The sequence below is a fragment of the Achromobacter sp. 1011791174 genome, assembly GCF_059760925.1.
The window spans coordinates 55,798-68,269 of the sequence record NZ_JCBANH010000012.1; the positions used below are offsets into that span (position 1 = coordinate 55,798).

13 protein-coding genes are annotated in these 12,472 nt (G+C 68.0%); 2 read left to right on the forward strand and 11 right to left on the reverse strand.

What is annotated here, in order from left to right; genetic code table 11:
* Nucleotides 1–49: 49 nt before the first annotated feature.
* From AC6LJ5_RS06790 to AC6LJ5_RS06825, 8 genes are all read right to left on the reverse strand, one after another.
* Nucleotides 50–736: an ATP-binding cassette domain-containing protein gene (locus AC6LJ5_RS06790; RefSeq protein ID WP_103273688.1), complete on the reverse strand. Its 687-nt coding sequence runs from the start codon at nt 734–736 to the stop codon at nt 50–52.
* Nucleotides 733–1,416 (reverse strand): molybdate ABC transporter permease subunit, encoded by a 684-nt coding sequence (gene modB, locus AC6LJ5_RS06795; protein ID WP_498140089.1) that lies wholly within the window; start codon nt 1,414–1,416, stop codon nt 733–735. Before modB ends, AC6LJ5_RS06790 begins: the two co-directional genes overlap by 4 nt.
* 22 nt (nt 1,417–1,438) lie before the next feature.
* A complete protein-coding gene (gene modA / locus AC6LJ5_RS06800) occupies nt 1,439–2,209 on the reverse strand; it encodes a molybdate ABC transporter substrate-binding protein (protein WP_498140090.1) in 771 nt (256 codons plus the stop codon).
* A 122-nt stretch (nt 2,210–2,331) separates the two neighbouring features.
* Nucleotides 2,332–2,682 (reverse strand): adenosylmethionine decarboxylase, encoded by a 351-nt coding sequence (gene speD, locus AC6LJ5_RS06805; protein WP_103273685.1) that lies wholly within the window; start codon nt 2,680–2,682, stop codon nt 2,332–2,334.
* A complete protein-coding gene (locus tag AC6LJ5_RS06810) occupies nt 2,679–2,840 on the reverse strand; it encodes a hypothetical protein (protein WP_199770830.1) in 162 nt (53 codons plus the stop codon). Before AC6LJ5_RS06810 ends, speD begins: the two co-directional genes overlap by 4 nt.
* A 4-nt stretch (nt 2,841–2,844) precedes the next feature.
* Nucleotides 2,845–4,314, reverse strand: a complete 1,470-nt coding sequence (locus AC6LJ5_RS06815) for a DUF4178 domain-containing protein (RefSeq protein ID WP_498140091.1) — start codon at nt 4,312–4,314, stop codon at nt 2,845–2,847.
* A 32-nt stretch (nt 4,315–4,346) separates the two neighbouring features.
* The gene (locus tag AC6LJ5_RS06820) at nt 4,347–5,366 is read right to left on the reverse strand and encodes an SPFH domain-containing protein (protein ID WP_498140092.1); all 1,020 of its coding nucleotides are present in this window, start codon (nt 5,364–5,366) and stop codon (nt 4,347–4,349) included.
* Nucleotides 5,367–5,404: 38 nt separating this feature from the next.
* Nucleotides 5,405–5,791: a DUF350 domain-containing protein gene (locus AC6LJ5_RS06825; protein WP_103273682.1), complete on the reverse strand. Its 387-nt coding sequence runs from the start codon at nt 5,789–5,791 to the stop codon at nt 5,405–5,407.
* Between the two features lie 79 nt (nt 5,792–5,870).
* Here AC6LJ5_RS06825 and AC6LJ5_RS06830 point away from each other — a divergent pair, with 79 nt between their 5' ends.
* The gene (locus tag AC6LJ5_RS06830) at nt 5,871–7,382 is read left to right on the forward strand and encodes a polyamine aminopropyltransferase (protein ID WP_498140093.1); all 1,512 of its coding nucleotides are present in this window, start codon (nt 5,871–5,873) and stop codon (nt 7,380–7,382) included.
* Nucleotides 7,382–9,019 carry an FAD-dependent oxidoreductase gene (locus AC6LJ5_RS06835; protein WP_498140094.1) on the forward strand — a complete coding sequence of 546 codons (1,638 nt, stop codon included), beginning with the start codon at nt 7,382–7,384 and terminating at the stop codon, nt 9,017–9,019. Before AC6LJ5_RS06830 ends, AC6LJ5_RS06835 begins: the two co-directional genes overlap by 1 nt.
* A 67-nt stretch (nt 9,020–9,086) precedes the next feature.
* On the opposite strand, the gene AC6LJ5_RS06840 is transcribed toward AC6LJ5_RS06835, so the two are convergent.
* From AC6LJ5_RS06840 to AC6LJ5_RS06850, 3 genes are all read right to left on the reverse strand, one after another.
* A complete protein-coding gene (locus tag AC6LJ5_RS06840; RefSeq protein WP_103273679.1) occupies nt 9,087–9,881 on the reverse strand; it encodes an ABC transporter ATP-binding protein in 795 nt (264 codons plus the stop codon).
* Nucleotides 9,882–10,008: 127 nt separating this feature from the next.
* Nucleotides 10,009–10,884 (reverse strand): ABC transporter permease, encoded by an 876-nt coding sequence (locus tag AC6LJ5_RS06845; RefSeq protein ID WP_103273678.1) that lies wholly within the window; start codon nt 10,882–10,884, stop codon nt 10,009–10,011.
* Nucleotides 10,885–11,245: 361 nt separating this feature from the next.
* A complete protein-coding gene (locus AC6LJ5_RS06850) occupies nt 11,246–12,217 on the reverse strand; it encodes an ABC transporter substrate-binding protein (protein ID WP_212321203.1) in 972 nt (323 codons plus the stop codon).
* Between the last annotated feature and the right edge of the window lie 255 nt (nt 12,218–12,472).

Consider the following 12,472-nt stretch of genomic DNA (forward strand, 5'->3'; position numbering starts at 1 on the left):
TCAGGCCAGCGGGCCAGCGCTGATCAATCAGACGGCGATCCGTTCGCCGTCACAAGCCCACGTCTTCATCCCGGCGGCGCACGCGGCCGTCGCGCAGCTCGAACACCTCGTCGGCCAGCGCCTCGACGTCGGCCGGATCGTGCGTGATCAGCAGCATCGGCACGTCCAGCCTGCGCTGTAGCGCGTCCAATTCCTGCCGCATCTTGCCGCGCAGCTGCGAGTCCAGCGCCGAGAACGGCTCGTCCAGCAACAGGATGTCGGGTTCCAGCATCAGCGCCCGCGCCAGCGCCACGCGCTGCTTCTGGCCGCCCGATATCTCGCTCGGATAGCTGCCCACGATGGCGCCCAGCTCGAAGGCGTCGACCCAGCGCCGCGCCTGCTCGCTGACCTGCTTGCGCGGCGGATTGCGCCAGCCGCGCCGCATGCCGAACGCGATGTTCTGCGCCACCGTCAGGTGCGGGAACAGCGCGTAGTCCTGGAACAGATAGGCCACGCGGCGCGACTGCGGCGGCAGGCATATGCCTTGCGCCGAATCGAACAGCGCGCGGCCGTTGATGTCGATGCGTCCGGCATCCGGCCGCAGCAGGCCGGCCACGGCCCGCAGGGTCAGGCTCTTGCCGGCGCCGGACGGGCCGAACAGCGCGATGCGCTTGGACCTGGACGTGACATCCACGTCCAGCGCGAAATGCCGGTCGCCGGACACCATGCGCTTCCGGATCTGTATGGCGACGCTCATCGTGCCCCCGAATCACGCCGGCCGGACACCGGCACCAGCCGTCCCGCCAGCAGCAGGACCACCACGCAGGTCACGGACGTGACCAGCACCAGCAGGTTGGCGGTGGCGTCATCGCCGGCCTGCACCGCCTCGTAGATGGCGACCGACAGCGTCTGGGTGCGGCCCGGCAGATTGCCGGCGATCATCAGCGTGGCGCCGAATTCGCCCAGCGCCCGCGCGAAGGCCAGCAGCACGCCGGCGACGATGCCGCGCGCGGCCAGCGGCAGCGTCACGCGGAAGAACACCCCCGTCTCGCACACGCCCAGCACCCGCGCCGCGTTCTCCAGCTGCGCGTCGACGTTCTCGAAAGCCGCGCGGGCCGATTTGAACACCAGCGGAAACGCCACCACGGCGGCGGCGATGACGGCGCCCTGCCAGGTGAAGACCAGCTCAATGCCCCAGCCCGCCAGCGTCTCGCCCAGCACGCCGCGCCGACCCAGCAGCACCAGCAGGTAGTAGCCCAGCACCGTGGGCGGCAGCACCAGCGGCAGCGTCAGCAAGGCGTCCAGCAGGTCGCGGCCCCGCCAGCGCCAGCGCGACAGACCATAGGCGGCGGCGGTGCCGGCCACCGCCGCCAGTAATGTGGCCCACCCCGCCACTTTCAAGGAAAGCAGCAGGGGCACCCAGACAGAATCACTCATCGACGCATGCGCTCAAGCGGAATCAGGGCTTCTGGAAGCCGTAGCGCGACAGTATCTCCTGGCCGGCGGGCGAAAGCACGTACGCGACGAAGCTCTGGGCCTCCTTGGCGGCGGCTTCGCGCGCGGTCACGGCGATGGGATAGGTGACGGGCGTCTGCGACGGCACGCGCACGGCGACCTTGACCTTGTCCGCCATGATGGCGGCGTCGGTGGCGAACACGAAGCCGGCGTCGACCTCGCCGCGCGACACATAGTCCAGGCTCTGGCGCACGTTCTGCGCCAGCACGCTCTTGGCCTGCACGGCGTCCCACAGGCCGGCGGCCTGCAACGCGCCCTGCGTGTAGCGGCCGACCGGCACCGAGGCCGGATTGCCGTAGGCGATGCGCTTGACGTCGTCGCGGGTCAGGTCCTTCAACGCGGTGATGTTGGCGCGGCTGTCGGTCGGGACGATCAGCACGACCTGGTTGGCGGCGAAGTCCACGCGCGAGGCGGGCTTGACGGCCTTTTCCTCGACCGCCTTGTCCATGGCCTTCTGGTCGGCCGAGGCGAACACGTCGGCCGGCGCGCCCTTGACGATCTGCTGCAGCAGCACGTCGGAGGCGCCGAAGTTCAGGACCACCTTGGTGCCGGCATGCTCTTTTTCATAGGCGGCGGCCACGTCCTTGAACGCGTTGGTCAGGCTGGCGGCGGCGGACACGACCAGCTCGCCGGCGCTGGCGTTGGCGCCCCACAGGGTGGCCAGCGCGAAGGTGGCGGCCAGGGTCGGGCGCAGGGTCGGACGGTTGACGGACATCTTGCTCTCCAGAGCGATCGGGTTGTCTATTGGTCACGAAATATATATAGGTATATAACGAACGTCAATTTGAACCCTGTAGCGCCTTGAGGCATGTCAAACAAGGGAAAAAGCGCCGCGCGTCAGCCCCGGTCGACGACCGTGACGCGGACCGAGGCCGGCGCCAGCGCGGCGCGCAGGCTGTCCAGCGCGCGCTCGGGCCGGGCCGCGCCGCACATGAACACATCCAGCGCCGCGTAGCCGTGTTCCGGCCAGGTATGGATGCTGATATGGGATTCGCTGAGCATGACCACGCCGGTCACGCCCGCTCCTTCCCCGAAATGATGGAAATGCGCGCTCAGCACGCGCGCGCCGGCGGCGTCGGCGGCCGCCAGCAGCTGGCGCTCCAGCGCGGCCGCGTCGGACAGGCCGGCGGCGGCCACGCCGTGGAAATCGGCCAGCACATGGCGGCCGGGCGTGGCGTGGACCGTCACTTGTGCGACCCGCTGGACCAGCCGGTGCTGCTGGAGGAACCGCCGCCCCAGGTGCTGCCGCTGGTGCCCGTGCCGCCAAAGCGCGCCCCCGGCGCGCTGGCGCCGGTGGTGGCCAGCACCACGATCACGGCATAGACGGTGTAGATGAACTTGCCCATCGTCTTATTCGCCTCTTCCGGAAAGCTTGTCCGCCAGCTTGGCCGGCAGCCACAGGAAGGCCAGCCCGATCAGCGACGGCAGCAGCCGGCCTTCAAGGATGTTGTCGAAATTCAGGAAAGCCAGGACGATGGTCGCGATCCAGGCCCAGCCGGCGTAGGCGCCGGACTTGCCCCCGCCGACCGACGACTTCAGCGCCGCCAGCTCCGGCCGCTTGAACCATTCGGCCAATTGCGCGCCCGACACCGGCGAGGACGCGGACCAGCCCAGTTCGGCCTCGCCCTGCTCGCGCGTGAGCTTGAAATTGCCGGTCTGGTAATCGGTGATCTGGGTGCTGTCGCCGACCTTGACGCGCCAGTTGAACGCGCCCAGCGCCAGATCCACTCGCGACGTGTAGTCGTACAGCTTGCGGTACTGGCGCGATTGCCAGCGCACGGTGGACGCATTGACCTGGCTGGGCCAGGTATCGCAGACCTTGACGCGCTCCCAGCCATCATCGGTCTCGACCAGCCACAGGAAGCCCTTGGCCGGGTTGAACATCAGGTATTCGATCCACTGCGACGGTTCCTCGGGATCCGGGTCCGCGCATTTCATCAGGCCGATCAGGCTGTAGTCGGCGCCGTCGATGCTGGCCGTCTCGCCCAGCGCCAGCGTGGTCTTGATGGACTTGAGCTTGCGCGCCTTCTCGATGACCTCGGCCTTCTCGCCGGCGCAGTCCACGGTCGAACCACAGGACGGGCACACCACCTGGGTGGCCATCGCCGCCACGAAACTGATGGAGCCGCCGCAATTGGGGCAGTCCAGCGCCTTGATCTGGCCGCGGAAACGGCCCGCCGTCTCGCGCACCTGATCGGCGTTGCGCAGCGAGGCGGCCTGCATGTCGGACAGCGCGAACGCGCGGCCGATGTACAGCTCGGGATCGGGCCCGTCGGAATAGTCCAGCGTCAGGAAGGCGTCCAGGCTGCGGAAGTCTGCCACCTTGGCCTGCCAGCCGCCGTCGGCCACGAAGGGCAGCTCGCCCTGCGTGCCGCCGGCCGCGCAGGTGCGGATGTCGGAGGCCACGTAGTTCTGGCCGTCCAGCTTGAAGAAGAAGCCGGGCTTGATCTGGTCGAAGGCCGGCATCTCCCTGGCGGTCTTGGCGCGCCGCCGCCGCGTCACCGCGTACTGGCCGGACGCGTCAGACAGCCAGCCGTCCGAGCCATCCTCGAACCACAGGTACCACTCGTTCCAGAAGCCGTCGTCGTAGCGCATCTGGATGCGGCCGACCACGTCGAAGCGCTTGCTCTCGTACTTGCCGGCCGCGCCCAGGCAGATCGGCGAGTAGTCCTCCAGCACCTCGGCCGCCTCGCCGATGCGGCGCACCGAGGCGGCATCCTTGAGCAGCGTGCTGCGGCAGGCGCCGCAAACCGCCATGACGGAGGCGGCGGACGTGAACGAGACGGGAGCGCCGCACTGCGGGCACAGGACCTGCTGCATGGGTTCGGAGGATGCTCTGGTGCGGTCTGGGATCAGCTGGTGAGTTTCTTGAGCACGTCGGCCTTGGCCGCGTCATAGTCGGCCGCGGTGATCAGGCCCTTGTCGAGCAGGTCCTTGAGCTGCTGCAGCTTCTGCACCGGATCGACGGCGGCCGGCGCCGGCTGCGCGGCAGGCTGGGCGGCCTGCCCTGCCGCCGCCGCGCCCAGCCCCTGCGCCATGGTCTGGCCCAGCGCCGCGCCCGCGGCCAGGCCGGCGCCGATGCCGGCGATGCCGCCTTCGTTCTGCGCCGCCATCGGAATGGCCGTGGCCGTCTGGTACTGGGTGAACTTGGCCAGGTCGCCGGCCATGCCCATGGAAATCCGCGTGTCCAGCGCCTTCTGCAGCTCTTCCGGCAGCGACACGTTCTCGACGGTGAAGTTGTCCAGCTTGACGCCGTAGCGCTCGAAGGTCGGCGCCAGCTGCTCGCTGATGCTCTGCGACATCAGGCCCTGGTTGCCGGCCATGTCCAGGAACGGCACCTTGGAGCCGCCCAGCGCCGTGGTCATTGCGGCGACCACCATGTTGCGCAGCTGCAATTCCAGGTCGTCCACCGTGTACACGTCGCGCGTGCCGCTGACTTCGCGGTAGAACGTGCCGGGATCGGCGATCTGGTACGAGTACACGCCGAAGGCGCGCAGGCGCACCATGCCGAACTCGCTGTCGCGCAGCGTCACCGGCTGGGCCGTGCCCCAGCGCCGGCCCAGCTGCAGGCGCGTGCTGAAGAAGATCACGTCGGACTTGAACGGCGACTCGAACAGCTTGTCCCAGTTCTTCAGGTACGTCAGGATCGGCAGCGTCTGCGTGGTCAGCTTGTACATGCCGGGGCCGAACACGTCGGCCACCTTGCCTTCGTTGACGAACACCGCCATCTGCGACTCGCGCACCGTCAGGCTGGCGCCGTACTGGATTTCGAAATCCTGCATCGGATGGCGCCAGGCGAGCACGCCGTCGCGATCCTCGTTCCACTGCAGGATGTCGATAAATTGCTTGCGGATAAATGAACCGAGACTCATGGCCAGTCCTCCTGTTGCTATTCCGGTGCCGCGCCCGATCAGGTCAGGCAGGCGGCGTTGACGATGCCCGCCGCCAGCGAGACGGCGCCCATCAGCCCGCCCATGGCGACGTTGTTTTCCTGGATGGCGTCATTCATGCCGCGCACGCATTGCGCCACCGCCACGTAGACCACGATCTGCACGACCAGCGCGGCCAGGCCCCAGACCAGGAACATGGTGAAGCTGGCATGGACGGCGATGCTGGAGCAGAGCGTGAGCGAAAAACCCACCAGCGCGCCGCCGTAGGACATCGCCGCGGCGATGTTGCCTTCGCGGATCAGGTCGAATTCCTTGTAGCGCGTCACGCCGGTGTAGATCACCGTGAACAGCCCCAGCATGACAAGCGCCGAGGCGATGTAGATCAGATAGGTCACTGCAGGATGCATGGTTGCTCCTCCCCAATTGCGCGAAGTATATACGGCGCCTTCGATATACTCCGAGTGCATTTTTCCTGTCGGATCCTCCATGCGCGATCGCGTCCTCATCCTGTCGGTCCTCATCGTCGCCTCCTGCGGCCTGGGCTACGAGCTCATCAGCAGCGCGCTCGCCAGCTATTTGCTGGGCGATTCGATCCTGCAGTTCTCCTCGGTCATCGGCTGCTATCTGTTCGCCATGGGCATCGGCTCGTGGTTGTCAAAATATGTAAAAGATGAAGACGTTCTGAATCGCTTCATCGACGTGGAGCTGCTGGTCGCGCTGCTGGGCGGGGTATCGGCCGCCGTGCTGTTCCTGGTGTTCGCCTGGCTGTCGGCGCCGTTCCGCGCCGCGCTCTACGTGGGCGTGTTCGTCATCGGCCTGATGGTGGGCATGGAGATCCCGCTGGTGATGCGCGTGTTCAATCAGCGCAAGGCGGAGTTCCGCGAAATCGTCAGCCGGGTGCTGACCTTCGACTACCTGGGCGCGCTGGCCGTGTCGCTGGTCTTTCCGCTGCTGCTGGCGCCCAAGCTGGGCCTGCTGCGCACCAGCTTCCTGTTCGGCATGCTGAACGCCGGCGTGGCGCTGTGGACCACCTGGCTGTTCCGCGCCGAAGTGCGCCGGCCCGCCGAGCGCGCGGTGCGCGGCGGCGTGGTGCTGGGCCTGTTGACGCTGGGCTTCGTCTATTCCGGCCACATGACGGCCTGGGCGGAAAAGGGCCTGTACGGCGACGACGTGGTCCATGCCGAGACCACGCCCTACCAGCGCCTGGTGGTCACGCGCTGGCACGACGACCTGCGCCTGTACATCAACGGCAACCTGCAATTCTCCTCGCGCGACGAGCACCGCTACCACGAGGCCCTGGTGCATCCCGGCCTGCTGGCCCTGCCCTGGGCCCGCAACGTACTGGTGCTGGGCGGCGGCGACGGGCTGGCGGTGCGCGAGATTCTCAAGCACCCGAACGTCGAACACGTCACGCTGGTGGACCTGGACCCGACCATGACGGGCCTGTTCTCGCGCTCCGAGCCGCTGGTCAAGTTGAACCAGGGCGCGCTCAAGGACCCGCGCGTCACCGTCATCAACGATGACGCCGGCCGCTGGCTGGAAAGCCATGCCGAGGTCTACGACTACATCGTAGTGGACTTCCCCGACCCGTCCAACTTCGGCCTGGGCCGGCTGTACTCTGTGCCGGTCTACCACCTGATGGCGCGCCACCTGGCCGAGAACGGCTACATGGTGATCCAGTCCACCTCGCCGTACTTCGCGCCGCGCTCGTTCTGGAGCGTGGACGCCACGCTCAAGGAAGCCGGCCTGCACACCTGGCCCTACCACGCCTACGTGCCGTCCTTCGGCGACTGGGGCTTCATCCTGGCCGGCAAGCGCCGCGACTACACGCCCGCGGACAAGATCACCGTGCCGGCGCGCTACCTGGACCCGGCCACGTTGCGCGAGCTGTTCCACTTCCCCGCCGACATGCCCGCGCTGGCCATGCCGCCGAACCGCCTGAACGAACAGTCCCTCGTGCGCTACTTCGACGAAGACTGGCGCAAGGTCATCCGCTGATGCAGCGCCGCGCGTTCCTGCTGGGCGCGACCGCCGCGGCCGCCATCGCCGGCGGCGCCGGCTACCTGCGCGCGCGCATCGTCGAGACGCCGGCCCAGGTCCGCTATCCCGGCATGCAGGCCGGCCACGCGCTGCGCGACGGCGCCGCGTTGCCCGAGCCCACGGACGCGCGCGCCTGCGGCGTGGCGATCCTGGGTTCCGGCGTCGCCGGCCTGTCCTGCGCCTGGAAACTGGCGCGCGAGGGCCATGCCGATTTCGTCGTGGTGGCGGGGCCGGAATACGCCGGCAACGCCGCCGGCGGCGCACAGGACGGCCTGGACTATCCGACGGGCGCGCACTACCTGCCCCTGCCCTCGCGCGAATCGACCCACGTGCGCGAGATGCTGGCCGACTTCGGCCTGATCGAGCGCGACGCCGGCGGCGACACGCCCTACTACGACGAAACCGCGCTGGTCCATTCGCCGCAGGAACGACTGCTGCGCGATGGCCGCTGGGAAGACAGCCTGCTGCCGATGCAGGGCCTGCCCGAGGCCGACCTGGCGCAGCACCGCCGCTTCCTGGCCCAGGTGCAGGCCCTGCATACGCGGCGCGGCAACGACGGACGCAAGGTCTTCGCCATCCCGCTGACCCTGTCCTCGCGCGATCCGGCCTGGACCGCGCTGGACGGCATCACCTTCAGGCAATGGCTGGAGCGCGAGGGCTATACCTCGCCAGCCCTGCGCTGGTATCTGGACTATTGCTGCCGCGACGACTACGGCGCGGACACCGGCGCCGTGTCGGCCTGGGCCGGACTGCACTACTTCGCCGCGCGCGACGGCCATGCCGCCAACGCCGCCGAGGGCGCGGTGCTGACCTGGCCGGGCGGCCTGTCGACACTGGTGGCGCGCATGCGCGCGGCGATCAGCGCCAGGCTGGGCCATGAACGCTGGCTGCTGCCCGGAACGGCCGCGCGCATCCGCGAAACGCCCGCCGGCCCGCGCATCGCCTGTGTCACCGATGACGGCGGCGCCTACGCCCTGCGGGCGCGCCGCGCCGTCTGCGCCATGCCGCTGTTCGTGGCGCAGCGCCTGCTGCCCGACATCCGCGCCTATGGCTACGACCCGGCGGTGCACGCTTCGCCGCGCGCGGCCTGGATGGTGTCGAACTTCGTCATGGACGGCTATCCGCTGGAAGCGCCCGGCGAACCGCTGTCCTGGGACAACGTGGTCTACCAGGGCCAGGGACTGGGCTATGTGGTCTCCACGCACCAGCTGCTGCGGGTGGCGCGGTCGCCGCGCAGCGTGTTCACCGCCTACCATGCGCTGAGTCGCCTGGAACCCGCCGACGCGCGCCGCTGGCTCAGCCAGGCCAGCCCCGAGGCCTTGCGCGACGAAGCCGCCGTCGACCTGATCGCCGCCTATGGCGAGGAATTCTGGCGCCGCGCGCGCCGGCTGGACATCACCGTGCGCGGCCATGCGATGGCCACGCCGCATTGCGGCAGCCTGTCCAACGCCGGACTGGCCGCGCTGCGGGACGTCGACGGCCAGATCCTGTTCGCCCACGCCGACCTGTCGGGCTATTCGGTGTTCGAGGAAGCGGCCTGGTGGGGGGTAACGGCGGCGGCTCGCGTCCTGGGCGCGCGCCCCGAAGTCGCCTGACAAAGAAAAAACCCGCCGCCCGCCTTGTGCAGGCCGGCGGCGGGCTGGACGCCACAGCGTCGGTCTTCTAGCCCAGCAGCAACGCGTCGTCCGACAGTTTCTCGCCGCGCACGCGCTCGAACATGGCCAGCAGGTCCGGCACGTCCATGCCGCGGCGCTCGTCGCCGGACACGTCCAGCACCACCTGCCCCTGGTGCAGCATGACCGTGCGCTCGCCCACGTCCAGCGCCTGGCGCATGCTGTGCGTCACCATCATGGTGGTGAGCTTGCTTTCGGCGACGATGCGCGCCGTCAGCTGCAGCACGAAATCGGCGGTGCGCGGATCGAGCGCGGCGGTGTGCTCGTCCAGCAGCAGGATGCGCGACGGCTGCAGCGCCGCCATCAGCAGGCTGACGGCCTGGCGCTGGCCGCCGGACAACAGGCCGATGCGATCGGCCAGGCGGTTTTCCAGGCCCAGGCCCAGCGTCGCCAGCCGCTCGCGGAAGCCTTCGCGCATCGAGGCCTTGACCGCGCGGCTGTAGCCGCGACGGTCGCCGCGCAGCTGCGCCAGCGCCATGTTCTCTTCGATGGTCAGGTCTTCGCAGGTCCCGGCCATCGGGTCCTGGAACACGCGCGCCACCTTGGACGAGCGCGCCCACACCGGCTTGCGCGTCATGTCCACGCCGTCGATGTCGATGCGGCCGGAATCCACCAGCAGGTCGCCCGACACGGCGTTCAGGAAGGTGGACTTGCCGGCGCCGTTCGAGCCGATGACGGTGACGAACTGGCCCGACGGAATCTCCAGCGACAGTCCGCACAGCGCGCGCGTCTCGATCGGCGTGCCGGCGTTGAAAGTGATCTTCAGATCTTTAGCGGACAACATTCTTCAATTCTCCATTCTGCGCATAGTTCCCCCGCACACCGGCCGTCCCCACAAGATCCGGCTCCGCCGGTCCGCAGCTGTGCCCCCTTGAGGGGGAAGCGCGCAGCGCTTCGGGGGTGGGCCATCTCTACTTCAGTTTTTTCTTGAGCATCGGAATGACCAGGGCGATCGTGACCAGCACCGCCGTGACCAGGTTCAGGTCCTGCGCCTTCAGGCCGATGAAGTCGCTGTTCAGCGCCAGCGCGATGAAGAAGCGGTAGACGATGGCGCCGATGATCACGGCCAGCGTGGCCAGGACCAGCTTGCGCGACGGCAGGATGCTCTCGCCCACGATCACCGCGGCCAGGCCGATCACGATAGTGCCGATGCCCATCGAGATGTCCGAGCCGCCCTGGGTCTGCGCGAACAGCGCGCCGGCCATCGCCACCAGCGCGTTCGACAGCGCCATGCCGCCCAGGATCATGCGGCCGGTGTTGACGCCTTGCGCGCGGGCCATGCGGCCGTTGGAGCCGGTGGCGCGCATCGCCAGGCCGGTCTGCGTGGCGAAGAACCAGTCCAGCAGCAGCTTGGCCAGGATCACGACCACCACCAGGATGAGCGGACGGGCCACGTAGTCCGGCAGCCAGGCCGGCTGCAGGATGGAGAACATGGTGGGCTCGGTGATCAGCGGCACGTTGGGCTTGCCCATGATGCGCAGGTTGACCGAGTACAGCGCGATCATCATCAGGATGCTCGCCAGCAGGTCCATGATCTTGAGCTTGACGTTCAGCCAGCCCGTCACCAGGCCGGCGGCCGCGCCGGCGAAGGTGGCCGCGATCGTGGCCAGGAAGGGATCGGTGCCCGCGGCGATCAGCGTGGCACAGACCGCGCCGCCCAGCGGAAAGCTGCCGTCGACCGTCAGGTCCGGAAAGCGCAACAGGCGGAAGGAGATAAACACGCCCAAAGCCACCAGGCTGAAGATCAGCCCGATCTCCAACGCGCCTAACAACGAAAACAATGACATGGGTCAAATCCAATCAGATGAGAAACGAGCATATTAAAGAGTTGAAACGTCGCACTTCTTGCGTTTCGGGGTAAGTTTTACCCGAGCTTTTGCAACGAACATTTCCCCAGCGACGATTTTCGCCTGTTTTCTGCCAAAGCGCGCACGGTCCTGCCCCGGCAGCCCGATTCGGCGGCCGGCTCGTGCGCCCAGGGCGCGCGGATTTCTAGCGGGGACGAGTCCGACGCGGGCATTCCCGCCGGCGGCAGGCGCCGTGCGGCAAGACAGGAAAGCGGCGGGACGGGAAGGCAAGACAGACAGGCAGGTAAAACAAAACCCCGCTCATGCCGCAAGGCATGCGCGGGGTTTCAGGCGGGGCGGCTTACTTCACCACCACCGCGGCCGACTTGATCAGCGCGTCGGACAGCGTGACGCCTTGCTTGGCGGCTGCGCCCGGATTCACATAGAGTTCCAGCTTGGAGCTGGTTTCCGAGGCGATGGCGCCGGGCTTCTCGCCCTTCAGGATGCGCACGACGACCTTGCCGGTCTGCACGCCCAGGTCGCGGTAGTTGATGCCCAGGGCGGCGATGCCGCCGCGCTTGACGCTGTCGGTGTCCGAGGCGACCAGCGGGATCTTGGCGTCGTTGCCGACCTTCACCAGCGACTCGTAGGCCGAGACCACGTTGTTGTCGGTGTTGGTGTAGATGACGTCGACCTTGCCGATCAGGCTGCGCGCGGCCGAGGCCACGTCGACCGAGCGCGGCGCGGCCGCCTCGACCAGGCTCATGCCGTACTTGGGCAGCAGCTCCTGCAGCTTCTTGACCACCACGACCGAGTTGGCCTCGCCCGGGTTGTAGACCATGCCGACGCGCTTGGCGTTGGGCACGATCTTCTTGATCAGGTCGATCTGCTTGTCCAGGGCCAGCAGGTCCGACACGCCGGTGACGTTGGTGCCCGTGGGTTCCATGCTGGCGACCAGCTGGGCGGCGACCGGATCGGTCACGGCCGAGTACACGACCGGCACGTCCTTGGTGGCCGCCACGACGGCCTGGGCCGACGGCGTGGCGATGGCGACGATGGCGTCGGGCTTGTCGCCGACGAACTTGCGGGCGATCTGAGCGGCGGTGCCGTTGTTGCCCTGCGCGCTCTGATACTGCCATTTCAGGTTCTTGCCCGGCTCATAGCCGGCTTGCTTGAGGGCGTCCTGCACGCCGTCACGCACGGCGTCCAGCGCCGGGTGCTCGACGATGGCGGTCACCGCCACCGATTTCTGCTGCGCCGACACGGGCGAGGCGATAGCCATCGCGAGCGCCATGGCGCCAACCGTCAGAAAATGTTTTTTTCCGATCAGCATAGATAAGCTCCTTGAACCTTCGGTGATTGTTCGTTGTTGGACTGTACGCCCAAGGCTGTCTTGGTTCTCTTTACGGCGGCCCCGGCGGCTTCCCGCAGGTCCGTCCGGCCGTAAAAGCCGTATAGTCTAACGTGGCGCAGATCAAAAGCCTTTGCGGGGAATCCCTGAATGGGTGCATGGCGCGCGCCGCGCCCCGGATCCCGGCGCCGCCGCCCGCCCCATTCCCGATACACTGGACAATCGGGACGGTCGTCC